18 protein-coding genes are annotated in these 18,782 nt (G+C 31.5%); 6 read left to right on the top strand and 12 right to left on the bottom strand.

All coding sequences use genetic code 11. From position 1 onward, the window contains the following. The first annotated feature begins 25 nt into the window (after positions 1-25). From purU to ACW5YJ_RS06815, 5 genes are all read left to right on the top strand, one after another. Positions 26-877 (top strand): formyltetrahydrofolate deformylase, encoded by an 852-nt coding sequence (purU, locus tag ACW5YJ_RS06835; protein ID WP_153672511.1) that lies wholly within the window; start codon positions 26-28, stop codon positions 875-877. A gap of 392 nt (positions 878-1,269) precedes the next feature. Beyond that, the gene (pflB, locus tag ACW5YJ_RS06830) at positions 1,270-3,519 is read left to right on the top strand and encodes a formate C-acetyltransferase (protein WP_107551661.1); all 2,250 of its coding nucleotides are present in this window, start codon (positions 1,270-1,272) and stop codon (positions 3,517-3,519) included. A gap of 18 nt (positions 3,520-3,537) precedes the next feature. Next, entirely contained in the window at positions 3,538-4,293 is a 756-nt protein-coding gene (pflA, locus tag ACW5YJ_RS06825) for a pyruvate formate-lyase-activating protein (RefSeq protein ID WP_457338605.1), read from the top strand. Positions 4,294-4,521: 228 nt separating this feature from the next. After that, entirely contained in the window at positions 4,522-5,322 is an 801-nt protein-coding gene (locus ACW5YJ_RS06820) for an ABC transporter permease (protein ID WP_017723175.1), read from the top strand. 189 nt (positions 5,323-5,511) lie between these two features. After that, the gene (locus ACW5YJ_RS06815; RefSeq protein WP_017723176.1) at positions 5,512-5,820 is read left to right on the top strand and encodes a hypothetical protein; all 309 of its coding nucleotides are present in this window, start codon (positions 5,512-5,514) and stop codon (positions 5,818-5,820) included. A gap of 294 nt (positions 5,821-6,114) precedes the next feature. Here ACW5YJ_RS06815 and ACW5YJ_RS06810 read toward each other — a convergent pair whose 3' ends face one another. The 6 genes from ACW5YJ_RS06810 to ACW5YJ_RS06785 all read right to left on the bottom strand — a co-directional run bounded on the left by ACW5YJ_RS06810 (position 6,115) and on the right by ACW5YJ_RS06785 (position 12,511). Beyond that, positions 6,115-6,903, bottom strand: coding sequence for a sulfite exporter TauE/SafE family protein (locus ACW5YJ_RS06810; RefSeq protein WP_017723177.1), 789 nt, complete (start codon positions 6,901-6,903; stop codon positions 6,115-6,117). 34 nt (positions 6,904-6,937) lie between these two features. After that, entirely contained in the window at positions 6,938-7,852 is a 915-nt protein-coding gene (locus ACW5YJ_RS06805; protein ID WP_107551659.1) for an LCP family protein, read from the bottom strand. A gap of 44 nt (positions 7,853-7,896) precedes the next feature. Continuing rightward, positions 7,897-9,081, bottom strand: a complete 1,185-nt coding sequence (locus tag ACW5YJ_RS06800; RefSeq protein WP_017723179.1) for an FtsW/RodA/SpoVE family cell cycle protein — start codon at positions 9,079-9,081, stop codon at positions 7,897-7,899. Positions 9,082-9,355: 274 nt separating this feature from the next. Beyond that, the gene (locus ACW5YJ_RS06795; RefSeq protein WP_457338604.1) at positions 9,356-10,636 is read right to left on the bottom strand and encodes a dicarboxylate/amino acid:cation symporter; all 1,281 of its coding nucleotides are present in this window, start codon (positions 10,634-10,636) and stop codon (positions 9,356-9,358) included. Between the two features lie 120 nt (positions 10,637-10,756). Then, the gene (locus ACW5YJ_RS06790; RefSeq protein WP_017723181.1) at positions 10,757-11,380 is read right to left on the bottom strand and encodes a response regulator; all 624 of its coding nucleotides are present in this window, start codon (positions 11,378-11,380) and stop codon (positions 10,757-10,759) included. Positions 11,381-11,401: 21 nt separating this feature from the next. Then, positions 11,402-12,511, bottom strand: a complete 1,110-nt coding sequence (locus tag ACW5YJ_RS06785) for a GAF domain-containing sensor histidine kinase (RefSeq protein ID WP_135092746.1) — start codon at positions 12,509-12,511, stop codon at positions 11,402-11,404. Between the two features lie 190 nt (positions 12,512-12,701). On the opposite strand from ACW5YJ_RS06785, the gene ACW5YJ_RS06780 reads away from it, so the two are divergent. Then, positions 12,702-13,529, top strand: a complete 828-nt coding sequence (locus ACW5YJ_RS06780) for an RluA family pseudouridine synthase (protein ID WP_107552079.1) — start codon at positions 12,702-12,704, stop codon at positions 13,527-13,529. A 224-nt stretch (positions 13,530-13,753) separates the two neighbouring features. Here the strand turns inward: ACW5YJ_RS06780 and fumC are convergent, their stop codons facing one another. The 6 genes from fumC to queG all read right to left on the bottom strand — a co-directional run bounded on the left by fumC (position 13,754) and on the right by queG (position 18,641). Next, entirely contained in the window at positions 13,754-15,139 is a 1,386-nt protein-coding gene (gene fumC / locus ACW5YJ_RS06775) for a class II fumarate hydratase (RefSeq protein WP_017723184.1), read from the bottom strand. 228 nt (positions 15,140-15,367) lie between these two features. Continuing rightward, entirely contained in the window at positions 15,368-15,778 is a 411-nt protein-coding gene (locus ACW5YJ_RS06770; RefSeq protein WP_017723185.1) for a hypothetical protein, read from the bottom strand. Positions 15,779-16,050: 272 nt separating this feature from the next. Then, entirely contained in the window at positions 16,051-16,236 is a 186-nt protein-coding gene (locus tag ACW5YJ_RS06765) for an SAS053 family DNA gyrase inhibitor (RefSeq protein WP_017723186.1), read from the bottom strand. 20 nt (positions 16,237-16,256) lie between these two features. Beyond that, positions 16,257-16,856 (bottom strand): sugar phosphate isomerase family, encoded by a 600-nt coding sequence (locus ACW5YJ_RS06760; RefSeq protein WP_017723187.1) that lies wholly within the window; start codon positions 16,854-16,856, stop codon positions 16,257-16,259. 182 nt (positions 16,857-17,038) lie between these two features. Next, entirely contained in the window at positions 17,039-17,509 is a 471-nt protein-coding gene (gene trmL / locus ACW5YJ_RS06755) for a tRNA (uridine(34)/cytosine(34)/5-carboxymethylaminomethyluridine(34)-2'-O)-methyltransferase TrmL (RefSeq protein WP_457338603.1), read from the bottom strand. Position 17,510: 1 nt separating this feature from the next. Further along, a complete protein-coding gene (gene queG, locus ACW5YJ_RS06750) occupies positions 17,511-18,641 on the bottom strand; it encodes a tRNA epoxyqueuosine(34) reductase QueG (RefSeq protein WP_017723189.1) in 1,131 nt (376 codons plus the stop codon). Between the last annotated feature and the right edge of the window lie 141 nt (positions 18,642-18,782).

Genomic DNA, 18,782 nt, shown 5'->3' with positions numbered 1-18,782 from the left:
ACTTTTTAAATTTTGAGGTGCTTAAATGGAAGATAAATACATATTACTCGCAACATGCAATGACAAAGTTGGTATAACGTCATTAATTACAAATATTATTGCAGAATACGGCTCTAATATTTTACATCTTGATCACTTTACTGAATACGATCATGCACAAGATACCGCAGGAAAATTATTTTTAAGATTTGAGTTTGAAAAAGTAACACAATTGAAAGAAGCTCTAGAAAACACTTTAAGCCAAAATAATATTAATTTTGATATTTTTGATACAAGTGATAAAACAAAAATCGCATTATTTGTATCAAAAGAAGACCATGCTTTTAATGAAGTATTATTAAGAGTTCAGCGTAAAGAAATTCCTGCTGAAATTACTTGTGTTGTCAGTAACCATGAAAACAATAGGCATTTTGCTGAATCTTTTAATATCCCTTTTTACTATGTACCAAGTAACAATGATAAGGCTGTTGTTGAACAAAACATATTAGATATTTGCGCAAAACACGAAGTAGAATTAATAGTTTTAGCTAAGTATATGCAAATACTTACTGATAATTTTGTAAGTCATTATCCAAATCAAATTATTAATATCCACCATTCTTTCTTACCTTCATTCATTGGAGCGAACCCATACAAACAAGCCTGGGAGCGCGGCGTTAAATTAGTCGGTGCAACAAGTCATTACGTAACTTCTGATTTAGATGAAGGACCGATTATAGACCAAGATGTCACACGTATTAATCATCGTTATAACGTACAAGATTTACGTAAAATTGGACGTCATGTTGAATCTTCTGTTTTAGCTCAAGCAGTTGAATATCATGTTCAACATAAAGTCATCGTAAATGATGGCAATAAAACAATTGTTTTTAATTAATATTGTGTATAATAAGTGTACTAATTACTGTTATCATAATGATTAATATAAATTAATACACAATTTAATTTCTAAAACCTTCTATTATATATGCACGATTTATTAAGCCACTTTTATCCTCTAATTAATAAGGATAAAAGTGGCCTGCTTTGTGTTTCTTATTTTTTATACTCTTCTTCGCGCAATTCTTACCTTTGCTTATTTATAATACTTCAATAATCACCTGTTGTATAACAGATACACAATATTATAAAACTGTCATATAACTTCTTACAGTTTCTCAAATCGTTCACAGTTTGTATTAAAAACTTTCACAAATATTGTGAAAAAATTAACAATGATAATGTTACAATGTTTGTGAAATTATTAACAAAATGAATGGAGGAGTAAAAATGTTAGAAAAAGAAAAATTACATGAAACTGCTTGGCAAGGATTCAAAAGTGGACGTTGGAATCGCCATGTTGATGTTCGTGAGTTTATCCAACTAAACTACTCACTATATGAAGGTGATGATCAATTTTTAGAAGGACCGACTGAGGCAACAACGAAGCTGTGGGATCAAGTGATGGCTTTATCCAAAGAAGAACGTGAACGTGGTGGCATGTGGGACATGGATACAAAAGTGCCTTCTACAATCACTTCACATGAAGCTGGTTATTTAAACCAAGACTTAGAAACTATTGTCGGTGTCCAAACTGAGAAACCATTTAAACGATCTATGCAACCATTTGGAGGCATTCGTATGGCTAAAGCTGCCTGCGAAGCATATGGTTATGAGTTAGATTCAGAAACTGAAAAAATATTTACAGATTATCGTAAAACACATAATCAAGGCGTGTTTGATGCCTATTCTAAGGAAATGCTTAATTGTAGAAAAGCTGGTATTATAACAGGTCTTCCTGACGCTTACGGTCGTGGGAGAATCATTGGTGACTATCGCCGTGTTGCGCTATATGGCATTGACTTTTTGATGGCAGAAAAAATGCATGACTTTAATACTATATCTACTGAAATGTCAGAAGATGTTATTCGCTTACGCGAAGAATTATCAGAACAATATCGCTCACTTAAAGAATTGAAAATATTAGGTAAAACATACGGTTTTGACCTTGGTCGCCCTGCTAATAATTTTAAAGAAGCTGTACAATGGCTTTATTTAGCATATTTAGCTGCTATTAAAGAACAAAATGGTGCTGCTATGAGTTTAGGACGCACGTCTACATTCTTAGATATTTATGCTGAACGAGATTTAAAAAATGGCACGATAACAGAACGTGAAATTCAAGAAATAATTGACCATTTTATTATGAAATTACGTATTGTGAAATTCGCACGTACACCAGATTATAATGAATTATTCTCTGGGGACCCTACTTGGGTTACTGAATCAATTGGTGGTATAGGAATTAATGGTAAACCACTTGTAACTAAAAACTCATTCCGTTTCTTGCACTCATTAGACAACTTAGGACCTGCACCAGAACCAAATTTAACTGTACTTTGGTCGGTACAATTACCGTCCCACTTTAAAAATTACTGTGCAAAAATGAGTATAAAAACTAGTTCAATACAATATGAAAATGATGATTTAATGCGTGAATCATACGGTGATGACTATGGTATTGCGTGTTGTGTATCTGCAATGAAAATTGGTAAACAAATGCAATTCTTTGGTGCTCGTGCAAACTTAGCTAAAACTTTATTATATGCAATTAATGGTGGAAAAGATGAAAAATCTGGTATGCAAGTAGGACCATCCTATGAAGCTATCAATTCAAATGTATTAAATTACGATGAAGTATTTGAAAAATTTGATAAGATGATGGATTGGTTAGCAGGCGTTTATATCAATTCTTTAAATGTTATTCATTATATGCACGATAAATACAGTTACGAGCGTATCGAGATGGCGTTACATGATACTAATATTATACGTACAATGGCGACTGGTATTGCAGGATTATCAGTTGCTGCGGATTCATTGTCAGCAATTAAATATGCTCAAGTTACTCCAATACGTGATGACAATGGTTTAGTAATTGATTTTGAAATAAATGGAGATTTCCCTAAATATGGCAACAATGATACTCGTGTAGATGATATTGCCGTTGATTTAGTAGAACGCTTTATGACTAAATTAAGAAGTCATAAAACGTATCGTGATTCTGAACATACGATGAGTGTACTTACTATCACTTCAAATGTAGTTTATGGTAAAAAGACCGGTAATACACCTGATGGACGAAAAGCTGGTGAACCGTTCGCCCCGGGTGCCAACCCAATGCATGGACGAGATCAAAAAGGAGCATTATCATCACTCAGCTCTGTTGCAAAAATTCCATATGATTGTTGTAAAGACGGTATTTCAAATACATTCAGTATCGTTCCTAAATCATTAGGAAAATTACCAGAGGAACAAAATAGAAATCTTACAAGTATGCTTGATGGATATGCTATGCAACACGGCCATCATTTAAACATAAACGTCTTTAACCGAGACACATTGTTAGATGCAATGGATCATCCTGAAGAATACCCACAACTAACTATACGTGTTTCTGGCTATGCAGTTAATTTCATTAAATTAACACGAGAACAACAATTAGATGTTATTTCTCGTACGTTCCATGAAAGAATGTAAATAAAAGGTGGGAGCAAAATGCTTAAAGGACACTTGCACTCTGTCGAAAGTATGGGCACTGTCGACGGTCCAGGTATTAGATATATACTTTTTATGCAAGGCTGTTTATTGAGATGTTTATATTGTCATAATCCAGATACATGGAAAGTCAATTCATTTTCTAGAGAAGTAACAGTTGATGAAATGATTGATGAAATCACAGCTTTCAAACCTTATTTTGAAGCATCTGGAGGAGGAGTAACTATAAGTGGTGGTGAACCGTTATTACAAATGCCCTTTATCACAGCTTTATTTAAAGCATTAAAGGAAAATGGAATTCACACATGTATCGATACTTCTGCAGGCTGTGCAAATGATACAGTAGCATTTCAACGTCACTTCGATGAATTATTAAAATATACAGATTTAATACTATTAGATATTAAACATATTGATAACAAAAAACATATAGCATTAACCGAAAAACCTAACACACAAATATTAAACATTGCTAAAAAGTTATCAGATCTTAAACAGCCTGTGTGGATTAGACACGTGCTAGTTCCCGGATATACTGATACCAAGGAAGATTTAATGCAATTAGGCACATTTATAAATACATTAGATAATGTGAAAAGATTTGAACTATTACCCTACCATCAACTTGGTGTTCACAAATGGGAAGCAATGAACTTGAGCTATCCTTTAAACGATGTTCAACCCCCTTCAGATAACGATGTTAAATTAGCTTATCAATTAGTAGATTTTAAAGGTAACATCCCCTTGAAAATATAACCATTCTATATGGTATTTTAACGAACCTCCCGCTATGTTAATTGGTGAGGTTCGTTTTAACTTAAATAAAGTAAAGTATTTAATGATAATGAACCCAAGCTATTTATAGACATACTTTAAAGTTAAATGTTTTTGGTATTATATTTATATTTGCTTATATTTTTAAAAATAATGTATAATCCTATTTATCAGTTTTTTAAAGTCAGCATGAAAGAGTGATATATTCAAATGAATGCAATATGTTTTGTTTTAAAAGAGCAATTGAAAAATTTATATTTAATTAAAAGACTAGCAGATTTTCAACTACGTATTTCAAATCACAATAATTATTTAGGGGTTGCTTGGGAGATTATAAACCCAGCCATGCAAATTGCAGTTTACTGGTTTGTCTTTGGTTTAGGCCTACGAAATAATACAACACATGATGGTATTCCATTTATTTATTGGTTAATTGTCGGAATTAGCATGTGGTTTTTCGTTAACCAAGGTGTATTGGAAGGTACGAAATCAATCTCTTCAAAGTATAATCAAGTAGCTAAAATGAAGTTTCCATTATCTATCATACCAAGTTACATTGTTTTTAGTAGATTTTATGGTCATCTTGGTTTACTTATGATTGTATTAATATTATGTTTCTTTGGAGGTTATTCCCCTTCCATATACTCATTACAGTTATTAATTTATGTGCCCTATGCCCTTATACTTACTATAGTTATTTCACTACTAACTTCAACATTAGGTGTACTCATCCGTGATACGCAGATGGTAGTTCAATCGTTGATGAGAATCATATTTTTTGTCTCTTCTATTTTGTATACGCCTAAAAATGAAATTGTAATGACAGTGATGAAATTAAATCCAATCTATTTCCTAGCAGAGGGCTATAGAGCCTCTGTTCTTCACCATGAATGGTATTTTATAGAACACTGGCACTTAACGCTTTATAACCTTGTACTAGTAGTTATTTTATTTATTGTTGGTTCTATATTGCACATGCGTTATAGAGACCATTTTGCCGATTTTATGTAAAATCTCTTTCATCAAATTTATATTTATACAAAACCCACTTTATATCATTAATGATGAAATAAGGTGGGTTATTAGTTCTGTAAATATTTTATAGCACGCAACATTAGTGGTAATATTAAATAAATAGTTAGATCTTATGTCAAACTCTCATTAATTTAACGCAGTAATTAAACCTTGGAGGAATAAGTTATGAATATAGATATGAATAATCCAGTATGTACTATTCAAGCTACATTGAAATATTCACTTTCACAATCAATTGTTGGAGATTTAATTTTGCTCAGCGATCGCATATATTTTAAAACTAGTGATGGTGCAAAACTACCAAACTTTAAAGATGAATTACTATTTTCAGACATTAAAAACATAAAAATGGGTTTAACATTAATCGGTTATAGGATAGTTATTATGGACCTAGACGGCGAACCATGGGTTTTTAATTCTATAAATCGTAAAAAAGGTAAGCAATTTATAGAACTTTATAATAAAATTCATTAGTTTAAAAATTTAGCGCAAAGAGATAATATATTAATTATTTTACTAATGCTTACTATTTTTAAAACAAGGCTAAAACATTAACATGTCTTAGCCTTGTTTTCTGTAAAGATGATTGCAAGTTTTCAAGTATATTAAAAAATGCACTTACCAATCTTTTTCATTTTTATTAAATTGTTAAAAGCTGGCTAGAATTCAAAAAGCGCTTAAACAACTTTTTCAATTCTAGCCAACTGTGTCATAAGCAAGCGACAGTGATTAATCAATTAGCCACATTCTTTGCTCATACTTTTAAATTTATAATTCGATAAATCCTTTAATAATCAAATAAATACTTAAACAAATCAAAACGAATTTAAGTAAGTTTGATAACTTTGCAGAATTAATCGACCTATTAATTTTTACACCACATTTTGTTCCTACATAACTGGCAATGATTAATATTAACCCATAACCCCAAATAACATGTCCTTGAATCACATGACCTACTGAACTGGCTAAACTTGAAGTAAAAATAATAATCATACTTGTTGCTACAGCTACATGTGGCGTAAAGTTAAAGACAATAATCATTAACGGTGTCATTAACACACCGCCACCAATTCCAAACAACCCAGCACTGATACCTACAAAAAATGCAAAAATAATTCCTATTGTTAAATTCACATTTTTTTCTGTAGTGCTATCCTTTTTAGATGCCAAATAGTCTTTTACAAAGAGCAAAATTGAAATTAAAAATAAAAATATACCAAATATAATATTAAAATATATATCATTCAGAAATTGGCTTAGATAAGCACCTAATAACGATCCCGGAATAATACCAATAGAAAATAAAATACCATTTCTAAAATCAATTGTATCTTTACCTTTACCTCGGTAAGCAATTATTGAAAATAAACCTGTAAAAACAAGCGTCAAAGATGAAATGCCAATTGCAGTTTGTGTTGTAATACCACTTAATAAATCAAAATTTGCACCTATAAAAACAAGTGTTGGTACAATAATAATACCCCCACCAACACCGATCAAAGAACCTATAATAGAGGAAACGAGTCCTATTATAAGCAATATAATAATTGTCATTGCTTTACACCTCTCAACATTCAAACCCTATATTCTATTTTAAATTATTCTTATATTCGTTTATTTTAACATTTTTGTCTTCTTCATTTGGTTCAAAATACCAAACTCCATCAGATTCTATTAAATTTTCACCATCGATAGATTCTTTATCAATAGATTCTGTAGCATCCTTATAATTTGAATATAAAGATTTTAAATCTCCAACATTAAGGTCAGTTTTAACATTTTCTTCACTAACTTTAAGTATTTTGTTTAACTTAAATAAATTGGAAGACCCATTTGCTTTTTTAGACAGTGCATCAATTACTTGACGTTGTCTTTCAGTACGACCTTCGTCACCACCTGCACCTTCTTCTTTACGACTACGCACATAATTAAGTGCTTTATCACCAGCTAATTTTACTTTTTGTCCCTCTTTAAAACTAGAACCATTATAACTAAATGTAGCATTGCTTGTTACAGTTACACCATCAAAAATGTCGATCATCTTTTTGAAACCATCCATATCTAAAGTAACATAAGCATCTACCGGTACATCTAAATTTTGTCTAAGTGTCTCCATTGCTGTCTTCGGACCACCATATGCGTAAGCATGTGCAATCTTTTGATTACCAGCGACATCAGGGATATTACTATTCATATCACGAGGTATAGAAATGAGTTTTGTTTTATTCTTTTCGGGATTTATTGATGCAATTAATAGTGTATCTGTACGTTGTCCCATATTTTCCTCAGCGCGTTTCACATCTGAATCCACCCCAAATATTGCGATAGATATTGGTTTATTGTTTTTTATTTTTTCTTGTGTTGCTTTCGTTGCTTCATCTGTTCCGTCTGAATCATGTATTGCTTGATTCAAATGAAATAACTTATATGCAAAAAATCCAATTATTATAAGTATTAACAATAAAATAATCGCTACAATTTTGCCTCTTTTCGATAATTTCAAATTACTTCTTCCTTTCCACTTATTATTCAATTGTTTTTTATGTATCATTCATATACTTTTGTCTCTTTTTTAATTTCTCGGATAACTGCCAATAAAATACCCAATGCTATGCTGATACTTAACATGGATGACCCACCATAGCTTAACAATGGGAGTGTTACACCAGTTAATGGTATCAAGCCAGATACACCGCCTATATTTACAAATACTTGCATAAATAAATAGCTCACTACACCTACGCAAATTAATTTATAAAAGTGATTACGCGTTTTGTTTGCATAAATAAATCCTTTTAAAATAATAAAGCCATACATTAGTAGTATAAGTAATACACCTATGAGTCCTAATTCCTCTGAAATAACAGTAAATATAAAGTCTGTATGTGGTTCTGGTAAATAGCCTAATTTCAAGATACCATTACCTAGACCACGGCCGGACACCCCGCCGTTACTTATTGAAACTAATGCATTTGTCAGTTGATATCCATCACTATTTTCATATTTAAATGGATCCAATACTACTTTAATTCGCTTCATTCTGTATAGATTTTTCGAATCAAAAACTAAAGTATAAAAGATGTATAGTACTACAGGAATTGAAGTAATTGTTAAAATTTGGATTTTTATTTTATTTTTGATATCCGAATACATTAAGATAGCTACAATAATTGCAACTGTTAATAATGTGCCTCCGAGATCTCCCTGCATTAGAACTAGAACTAATCCCACACCTAATATGCCTAATGGTGGAACAATATTCTTCAACTTATAATCTCTATTGTTAGTTAATTTTTTATCTAAAATAAATGAAAGATAAAAAATAGCAACTAATTTTAAAAACTCAGAGGATTGTAAACTAAACAATCCCAGATTAATCCAGTTTCTAGAACCATTTACATCTTTACCAATCAGTAATGTCAGGATTAATAATGCAAATGTCCCTACTATTAGAAATTTTTGAGTGCTGGCATTTCTTAGCATTTTGATATTAAAGTACATACTAATAAATAAGATTATACAAACGCTTAAAATGAAAAAGATAAATTGTCTTTTCATGAAATAATTAGCTTCTATGGGTGTTCCATTTGTTAAACTCCCTTTAGAAGCCGGAACCATACTTGCGCTGTATACCATTATGACACCGATGACGCTTAGAATTATAAAACTAATTATGATACCAATATCTAAATGTTTTAATCGCTTTTTAAAGCTTCTCAATATATTTAACATTACATTTACCCTTTCTTAATACTATGTTTACAATTGTTGCACAAAGGTAATGTTATGGCAATATTTTTTAGGTAGTCCTAAAGTCTTATTTTAGATAACAAAAATAATTTTAACAACAACTTAAAACATATAATTTGTTTTTATAAAATAATTTATAAAAACAATTAACCAATAACATATTTATTTTTACAACTATTGATTTTAATTAAAAAAAGAGGACAGAACATTATAATAATGTTTCGTCCTCTTAAATTATCATTCTAACTATTTAAAATTATTCATTCTTTGCGGCTAATTTTCTCTCTTCAGCTCTAGAAATAATTAATGCACAGGCTGCATCACCAGTTATATTCACTGAAGTTCTTGTCATATCCAGTAACCTATCAATACCTAAGATTATCCCAATTGCAGCTGGATCTAATCCTACCGCGTTTAACACCATAGCTAACATTATTAGACCCACACCTGGAACACCAGCAGTACCAATTGAAGCTACTACGGCAATTACGACTACCGTTATAATTTGGGCAAAAGATAAGGATGCACCGGATATTTGAGCAATAAATATAGTAGCAACACCTTGCATTATTGCTGTACCATCCATATTAATAGTTGCACCTAAAGGTTGGACAAATGAAGCAATTTCACGTCTAACTCCCATTTTCTTTGTACATTCTAAAGAAACAGGTAAAGTTGCGGTTGAGCTTGAAGCACTAAACCCTAATGTAATAGCAGGAATAAATTCCTTATAAAACTTTAACGGACTTGTTCTACCCATAACCTTGACAGCAGTACCATATACTACAAAGAAATGTATTGCTAGGGCTAACAATACAATAAAGAAGTACATCCCCAGTTGTTGAATTGCCCCAAATCCTGCTCCTGTAAATGCATGTGCTACCAATCCAAACGTCCCTATTGGAGCAAATACACTCATTATCATAGTAACGATATACATTAAAACTTCATTGGTTTGTTCTAAAAATTTATGTACCATCTGTGCTTTTGAACCGACCATAATAATACCAACGCCAATAAATATCGCAAATGTAATGATTTGCAGCATATTTTCTTCAGTCATTGCTTGCAATGGATTTTTAGGAAATAAATTAATAAGTGTTTGATCAAATGTTTGTTTTGCAGCTGAATCTTGCGCACTATTCTCTTTATCCAGTGTTTTTTGATAACTTGATACATCATCACTATTTAAAAGATCAGATTTACCTGCACCAGGTTGTAACAACATTGCCAAAGTAAGTCCGATTGTAATTGCAATTGCAGTCGTAGTTAAAAAGAAAGTAATTGTCTTTAGTCCAATTCCTCCCAATAATTTCGGATCCCCAACACCTACTACGCCTAATACAATAGATACAAATACTACTGGTACTACAAGCATAAAGATTAAATTCAAGAAAATTTGTCCAATAACATTAAATAGGTATTTATCTACGTTCTCTACAAACACTGAGCCCGCAAAAATATTAAAAATAGAACCGATTGCAATACCTAGTATTAATGCTATGACGATCTTCAATGAAAGATTTTTTGTTTTCATAGCAACATCCCCTTTTGAGTATTAACTTTATTATATAGTATTTTTATATATTTTAAAGTAATTTTTCAAAATACTGAGCAAATTGCTACCTCATAGTATATTTTTAAATAAAATCGAAATTTATATTAAGTTGTTCTGCATCGCATAGATAGCTGCTTGTGTACGATCCGTAACTTGCAATTTATTAAATATGTGACTTACGTGCGTTTTAATCGTTTTTTCAGATACAAACAATGATTCTGCAATTTCTTTATTAGTCTTACCTTTAGCCATTTCAGCTAAAACCTCTGCCTCACGTTTAGATAATTTATTCGTAAAATGTGGTTTTTTACTAACAGCTTCTATAACACTTTGAGCCTGTGGATGAATTATTTTTTCTCCATTCAACACTTTTTTTATTGTTTTAATTAATTGCTCTGGTTCAACATCTTTCATTTCATACCCATCAGCCCCTTGATCAATGGCAGATATTACGTGTTCATCATCAACATAACTCGTTAAGACCAATATTTTTATTTGTGGGTAATTATCTTTTAATATCTTTGTAATTTCAATACCGTTCATCTCTGGTATGACTAAGTCTAGTAATACAATATCTGGTAAAACATTAGTTGTTAAGGATGCTAAAAATGATTTACCATCTGAAAATCCCCCAATGACTTCTAAATCATCTACTGTAGACAATAAAAATTCTAATCCTTGCCTTACAATGTGATGATCATCAACAAGCACGATTCGATTCATTTTAATCTTCCTTCCATCATATTATAACGGCACTTTTATATAAATTTGAGTTCCTTTATTTTCTTCAGATGTTATCTCTATATCGGCATTAATCACTTTTGCTCGTTGTTTCATATTATTAATGCCATGAGAATTATTATAGTTTGATTGTCGCATATTAAAACCTACACCGTAATCTTTAATTTCTACATAAAAATAGTTTTGATTTTGCGCTAATTTTAATGTAGTTTCTGTATCTTGAGCATGCTTTTTAGTATTATTCATACCTTCCTGGATAATTCTATAGATATTTTCTTCAATAATACTTGGTAAACTAATTAAACCTTCTACACTAACTGATAAATTTAATTGTAATACGTCGCTATAATTTTGAATAGCCTTAACTAAACCTCGTTCTAACCCAACTGGTTTTAGTTGCCAAATTAATGCTCGCATCTCATTTACTGCTTGTTGACTCGTTTCTTCAATTATATTAAAAGCTTTACGTGACACTTCTTCATTAGAAATACCTTGTGCAGCATGCGCGGTTAATTTTACAGAAAAGAGCAATTGATTTACTGAATCATGTAAATCACGTGCAAGGCGATTCCTTTCACTTATACGTGCTGCTTCTTTCTCTTGATCCGTTAATATGATGCGTTTTATTGCAGACCCTATCTGAAAAGCAACAGACTCTAATAATTCTAAATCTTCTTCACTATAACTTGTCTTGTATGGCGTTGCTATATTTAAAAGACCAAACAATTCATCTCCCGAACGCAGCGGCACCGTGGCATGATGTGTAATGCCTTCTGTTTCCTCTTGAAACGCTCGATTTGCAAGGTTAATACGCGAACAATTTATAATATTTGATGCCTTTGTCAGTTTTTTATTTTGATAAGCTTGCACACACCAGCAGGTACCTTCACACATATATTTACAATTTCGCTTTGCTAATGCACCAGGTAAATCATAATGCGCAACTAATTCATGTTGTCCAGCATCATCTATAAAAAATATCCAACCCGTAGTAAATGCAGTACCTTCGATTAAATATTCCAATGCACCCTGAATCATATTATATGTTTCTGTCTCTTCATTTAAAAATTCAGCAATTTCTTTTAACAATGCAAGTCTCGTTGGTTTTTCCATTTAACCAGTCCATTTCTTTACAACTTTATATTTATTATACCTTCTCAGTGAACAATTTAAAAATCCTGATTTATTGTTTAAATGTATGTTGTAATTACAAATGTAATTTTTAATCTACTGAAAGTATTTATCTAATATTTTTAAATCTATGTTTGTGTTATGATAATAGTTGATTATCAAGGAGGATACTATGAAATTTGAAATCCCTATTAAATACAATAATTTAACGTTAAGAGAAATTTTCCAACAATTGCATTTACCAAAAAAAGATTTGCATAATCTAAACATGTCTAAAGCAATTACAATTAACGACGCAACCGCTTCATTAATGACAAAAGTTAACACAGGTGACAAAGTCTTTATTCCTACTCCAGATGAAGTAAGTAACTATTTACCTAGTTATCGTTTTGCACAAGTTTACTATGAAGATGATGATATCGCTATAGTCATGAAGCCAAAAGGTGTTAAAACACATCCAAATGATTTAAAAGAAAGCAATACATTAATGAATCACGTTATTTATACAGTTAAAAGTGACTATGTTGAACCAATTCACCGCCTAGACCAAGAAACGGTTGGTTTATTAATTGTAGCGAAAAATCCATTGATGAAGAAAATATTAGATCGTATGTTAGAAGAAAATGAAATTGATCGTATCTATAAAGCTAATGTTTATAGTTTATTACCAATCAAACCTCAAACTATTGATATGCCGATTGGTAAAGATAAATTCCATTCTAACAAACGTAGGGTATCACCAACAGGTCAATCAGCAATTACACATATTCTTGACTCAAAAATGCTAAAAGAAGATGTCTGTGAATTAGAATTAAAATTAGATACAGGTCGTACTCACCAAATTCGTGTTCATTTAGCTGAAATTGGACATCCAGTTATAGGTGACCCATTATATGGAAATTCTACATTGAGACAACTTCAATTAAATAGTTACAAAATTGAGTTCATCCATCCACTGACACAAGCACAAATTTCTGTCAGTCTAGATGATGAAATCTAATTAAGTAGCAAAGTTATACTATTTACTCAAAGTTATAACCATTATTTCACCACCTATTTTATTATAGGTTATATATAGTTGTTAATTCAAAATTCTTAATATCATAAAAAGAAAACACACTGTCAGTTAAAATGGCAGTGTGTTTATTAGTTAAGAATATATCTTTCGATGTGATTACAAGACATTACTTAGTTGATAACAACAATTGATTTTTTACGGTATATTTACTTCGGTTCAACCATATCTTCTGGTTTAATCCATTGCTCAAACTGTGCTTCTGTTACATAGCCTGATTGAATTGCAGATTCTTTTAAAGTTAAGCCTTCTTTGTGTGCTTTTTTAGCAATACTTGCTGCTTTCTCATAACCAATGTGTGGGTTTAAAGCAGTAACTAACATAAGCGATTGATTTAAGTAATTATCGATATTTTCAGGAATTGGTTCTATTCCGACAGCACAGTTACTATTAAATGTGTCCATACCATCTGCTAATAAATAAATAGATTGTAGTGTATTTAGTAAGATAACAGGTTTATATACATTTAATTCAAAGTTACCTTGTGAACTACCAATTCCTACTGCTGTATCATTCCCCATAACTTGTACAGCAACCATTGTTAACATTTCACATTGTGTAGGATTTACTTTACCTGGCATAATCGATGAACCTGGTTCATTTTCAGGTATTGAGATTTCTGCCAATCCTGCACGTGGGCCTGATGCTAACCATCTAACATCGTTAGCAATTTTCATTAAGTCTGTCGCAAGCGCTTTTAAAGAACCATGTAATTGTACTACCTCATCATGTGCAGTTAATGCATGGAATTTATTTTCAGAAGATACAAATGGATAACCTGTATTTTCTGCGATGAATTTAGCGACTTTGTCACCAAATTCAGGATGGGCATTAATACCTGTACCAACGGCAGTTCCACCTATTGCTAAATTTAAGATATGTGCTTTTGATTCAGTTAATAATGTTTCACATTTATCTAACATATAACGCCAACCACTAATTTCTTGTCCTAAACGGATTGGGGTAGCATCTTGTAAGTGTGTACGCCCTATTTTAATAATATCGTTGTATTGTTCTTCTTTTTGTTTAAATGTGTCTCTTAAAGCTTTTAAAGCAGGCTCTAGTTTCGTTTCTACTTCGTTATATAATGCAACGTGCATTGCTGTAGGGAACGTATCATTAGAACTTTGTGATTTATTGACATCATCATTAGGATGAATAGACTCATCGCTACCTTGCTCTTTTAAATAAGTATTTGCCACAAAGCTGACAACTTCATTAACATTCATATTACTTTGCGTACCACTACCTGTTTGCCAAACTACTAAAGGAAAATGATCATCTAATTCTTTATTTAATACACGGTCACATGCATAAACAATTGCATCTTTTTTAGCATCCGATAATTTTCCTAATTCATGGTTAGCTAAAGCGGCACCTCTTTTTAATTGAGCAAATCCATAAACGACTTCAATTGGCATACGTTCTTTACCAACAGGGAAGTTACGTTTACTTCTTTCTGTTTGTGCACCCCAGTATTTGTCTGACGGTACTTCTATTTCACCGAATGTATCATGTTCAATTCTAACTGACATTTATAAATCTCCCCTTCATTAATCTTAGTTCGTTTTAAGTATAGCATTAATCATTTTAAACGGGCAATCGTATTATATAGCGTTTTCATAATAAATTCATTTTTCTTAAAAACATAATTTTTACCAACTCTTTCTTCTATCTCTTCGATAAATAGTTTCTTCTTATATAAAAAAGAAAACCTCGAATATTTCCGAGGTTTTCTACTTAAAAATGATGAGTCATTATAGTTATTTTGTAATATTTACGTTTTTAAACTGTTCTTTAGCAGCTTGAATAATACCAATAGCAGTTAAAATTAACAGTATTGCACCGATTACCATAGTTACTGGACTTATCGTTATTAGAAAACCTAAAAAGCCATCTAAATTACTATAAAACTCTCCTAGCGGCTTAAACAATAAAACAGTTACGATCATACAACATAAAACGCTGATAATAATACCTGTTTGATTACCTTTAACAAATGTTGAAGCATTAACCTGATCTACAAGGCCACGTGACAGATTTATCTGCAATTTAATAATTTTAAATAATACAGGTAAATAGATAGCACCTATTGCCATTGGGAAACCTTTAATTGATACTAAGTTAACAATTACTGCAACTATCATGATATATTTCCATTGCTTACTTAACATATATAAATCTCCTTAAATCAATAATGATTTAATCATACCATATTAACTTTTAACATTGCATTGCTTTTTGTAACTCGCACTATAATCTAATTTGCAATAAGTCAACAACAATATAGAACTTTCCATCTGCATTCTATTTCTTCATCTATAAATACACATGTTATCGTAAGGTTACTATTATTAGCTAAAACAAGTGATACACTTTTTAATTGTAAAATACTATGTGACATACAAAAACCCGAAACACTAATTATGTCTCGGGTAGCTATATATTAATCATTAAGATCAGAACGTACTTCAGTATCATGTGATTTATCTAATTTATCTTCATCATTTTCTTCTGAAATTTGTTCCATCTCTTTGCCTAATTCAACAACATCATCGTAATCGTCGACCATTTCATTCTCGGGTACTAAAGATTCGTTTGGTTGTTCATCTGAATTCTTATTTTTTGTCATTTGAATCACCTCACATTTGTTTATGCAAAACGTGCTGTGAAATAATGTCTAACATCTTCTGGTAAACCTTCTGCAGCCGCTTCATCTAAAATTACATTAACCATACGGTGAGCTTTTAAATCTGACGGTTCAAAACTTGTTTTACCATTTTCTTCATAAAGTTTATGAACTACTTCTTTTTTCTCACTACCAGTAATGATTAAAATTACTTCACGTGCAGAGAAAAGACCTTGATTGATACTTACGTCCAAATTACCTTTTGTATCAATAGAAAGTACTTGTGTCACTAATTTGCCTTTGTTTTCTTTAGTTTTAATCTTATCTTTAATAAATGACTCAGTATCTTCACTAAATGATACATTATATATTTGACCTTCTGGTACTCCTAACGCTTCAAAATAAGATTTCTTATCATCATAATCTAATATATTTATTTGACTGAAATCTACTGCGTTTTTATCTACATTTTTCTTTAATTCATCCAATACAGGAGCATTGTCACTAGCAAGATGTACACCTGCGATAGTTGTTGGATTATTGTTAAATTGTTTTCTTAAAATATCTGCAGCATATTCAGCTACAACTTTTTCGTTTTCTAAAACTTTAAAGTTCATTGCCATAGTAATTACACTCCTCTTTTTCTATTAAGACGGTTCTAGCATTATTTTTATTAATACCCTACATAATGTTTCTGTAAACCAGTACTTTATTAAACTAAGTGACGATTCGTCCAAATAGCCATTATAAGACTTATTATCATTATACAAAGCTTTTAGTATATTTTCATTCATTTAGGTAAGTATTAATGCAACTCTGGAAATTTCTGTTGTCTCAAGGCTTCATAAATTAGTAAAGAAGCAGTGTTTGAAAGGTTCAGAGATCTAATATTATCATTCATAGGTATACGAAGTGCAGTATCTGCATATTTCTCTTTTACCCAGTCAGGTAAGCCTGTTGTTTCTCGACCAAATATGAAAAAGTGGTCATGCTCTGTATTTGTAAAATCAAAGTCTGAATATGTTTTTTCTCCAAATTTTGTTAACAAATAATATGTTCCTTCAGTGGCTTCAAAAAATTCTTCTATACTTTCATGATACATGATGTTTACAGTTTTCCAATAATCTAGTCCTGCACGTTTTAACATTTTATCATCTGTACTAAATCCTAATGGTTTAATTAAATGTAAATTGGTATATGTTCCTGCACAAGTTCTTGCAATACTACCAGTGTTGCCTGGTATTTGCGGTTGAAATAATACGATATGGTTTGTCATGCTATTGTTCTCTCCTCATTTCTAATCCTTTTAACATTTCTTGTTGAACTTCTTCTAGTTCATTTTGGTATTGTTGTTCAATAAAACTTCTAGCATCTTCGCCCTGTATTTGTCCAATTGCCCAATACGCAGTACCTCTAATCATTGGACGAGGATCATTTAATGCTACATCTTGTAAGTCAGGAATAGCACTCTCTTCTTTAAAATGTGCTAACGCTACTATCGCATTACGCTGGATTGGCTTTTTGCCTCTCCAAGCACCTGCTAAATGACCATACGTATTTTTAAATTCTTTATTACTCATTTTTAGTAATGGTACTAATCTTGGTTTTAAAATTTCAGGTTCTAAGACAATATCTTCATGCTGGGTGTTAATACCTTTATTTCTTGGACACACTTGCTGACAAGTATCACATCCGTATAGCCTATTACCTATTTTATAACGATATTCATCTGCTAAATATCCTTTTGTTTGAGTTAAAAAGCTAATACATTTTTGACTATTTAACTGACCATCTCCAACTAGTGCACCAGTCGGACAACGGTCAACACAAATGGTACAATCTCCACAACTATCCAGTAATGGGTCATCTGGTGGAAAAGGCACACTTACAAGCATTTCTCCTAAATATGTCCAAGTTCCTAGCTCAGGGTTGATTACAAAGCCATTTCTACCAACATAGCCTAAACCAGCACGCTCTGCCACAGCTCTATCTGACAATGCTCCTGTATCTACCATTGACTGGATTTCAACACCATCTACTCTATCTCTCAAGTAGTCGGCTAGTTTATCCAAGCGTTTTCTCATAATAGAGTGATAATCTTGCCCCCATGAAGCACGAGCAAACATACCTCTTCTATCTCCTCTAGTACTTTTAGGTGCGCCCTTTAATTTATTAGGATAACCTACCGCAATCGCTATAATGGAACGTGCAGTTGGTAATGTTAATTTCGGTTCAGTCCTCAACGCTATATCTGATTCTTCAAAACCTGATGCATAACCTTTAGCATGATAGTCAACTAATTTTTGTTTCATTTCATCAAATGGATCAGCAGTGGTAAAACCGATACTATCAATACCTATCGTATGTGCATAGTCAATTACATCTTGTTTTAATTGATTTAAATCCATTTATTCTTACACCCCACATTAAAAACATACATCCTACAGTTTAACACATTATTTCGTGTTAAGAGTATGCGCAAATTCAATTTTTATTACCAAAAATAAAAACCAAGCAAATAAGTAATTGTATTATCATAATTACTTAAT

This window comes from Staphylococcus sp. mip270_02, assembly GCF_054031535.1.
The sequence above is the reverse complement of the archived record's forward strand: the minus strand, read 5'-3'. Positions and strand labels throughout refer to the sequence as shown.

What these genes read in the sequence shown, in the direction of transcription:
- purU (WP_153672511.1), top strand. Translation starts at nt 26, where the DNA reads ATGGAAGATAAATACATATTACTCGCAACATGCAATGACAAAGTTGGT.
- pflB (WP_107551661.1), top strand. Translation starts at nt 1,270, where the DNA reads ATGTTAGAAAAAGAAAAATTACATGAAACTGCTTGGCAAGGATTCAAA.
- pflA (WP_457338605.1), top strand. Translation starts at nt 3,538, where the DNA reads ATGCTTAAAGGACACTTGCACTCTGTCGAAAGTATGGGCACTGTCGAC.
- ACW5YJ_RS06820 (WP_017723175.1), top strand. Translation starts at nt 4,522, where the DNA reads ATGAATGCAATATGTTTTGTTTTAAAAGAGCAATTGAAAAATTTATAT.
- ACW5YJ_RS06815 (WP_017723176.1), top strand. Translation starts at nt 5,512, where the DNA reads ATGAATATAGATATGAATAATCCAGTATGTACTATTCAAGCTACATTG.
- ACW5YJ_RS06810 (WP_017723177.1), bottom strand. Translation starts at nt 6,903, where the DNA reads ATGACAATTATTATATTGCTTATAATAGGACTCGTTTCCTCTATTATA.
- ACW5YJ_RS06800 (WP_017723179.1), bottom strand. Translation starts at nt 9,081, where the DNA reads ATGTTAAATATATTGAGAAGCTTTAAAAAGCGATTAAAACATTTAGAT.
- ACW5YJ_RS06795 (WP_457338604.1), bottom strand. Translation starts at nt 10,636, where the DNA reads ATGAAAACAAAAAATCTTTCATTGAAGATCGTCATAGCATTAATACTA.
- ACW5YJ_RS06790 (WP_017723181.1), bottom strand. Translation starts at nt 11,380, where the DNA reads ATGAATCGAATCGTGCTTGTTGATGATCATCACATTGTAAGGCAAGGA.
- ACW5YJ_RS06785 (WP_135092746.1), bottom strand. Translation starts at nt 12,511, where the DNA reads ATGGAAAAACCAACGAGACTTGCATTGTTAAAAGAAATTGCTGAATTT.
- ACW5YJ_RS06780 (WP_107552079.1), top strand. Translation starts at nt 12,702, where the DNA reads ATGAAATTTGAAATCCCTATTAAATACAATAATTTAACGTTAAGAGAA.
- fumC (WP_017723184.1), bottom strand. Translation starts at nt 15,139, where the DNA reads ATGTCAGTTAGAATTGAACATGATACATTCGGTGAAATAGAAGTACCG.
- ACW5YJ_RS06770 (WP_017723185.1), bottom strand. Translation starts at nt 15,778, where the DNA reads ATGTTAAGTAAGCAATGGAAATATATCATGATAGTTGCAGTAATTGTT.
- ACW5YJ_RS06765 (WP_017723186.1), bottom strand. Translation starts at nt 16,236, where the DNA reads ATGACAAAAAATAAGAATTCAGATGAACAACCAAACGAATCTTTAGTA.
- ACW5YJ_RS06760 (WP_017723187.1), bottom strand. Translation starts at nt 16,856, where the DNA reads ATGGCAATGAACTTTAAAGTTTTAGAAAACGAAAAAGTTGTAGCTGAA.
- trmL (WP_457338603.1), bottom strand. Translation starts at nt 17,509, where the DNA reads ATGACAAACCATATCGTATTATTTCAACCGCAAATACCAGGCAACACT.
- queG (WP_017723189.1), bottom strand. Translation starts at nt 18,641, where the DNA reads ATGGATTTAAATCAATTAAAACAAGATGTAATTGACTATGCACATACG.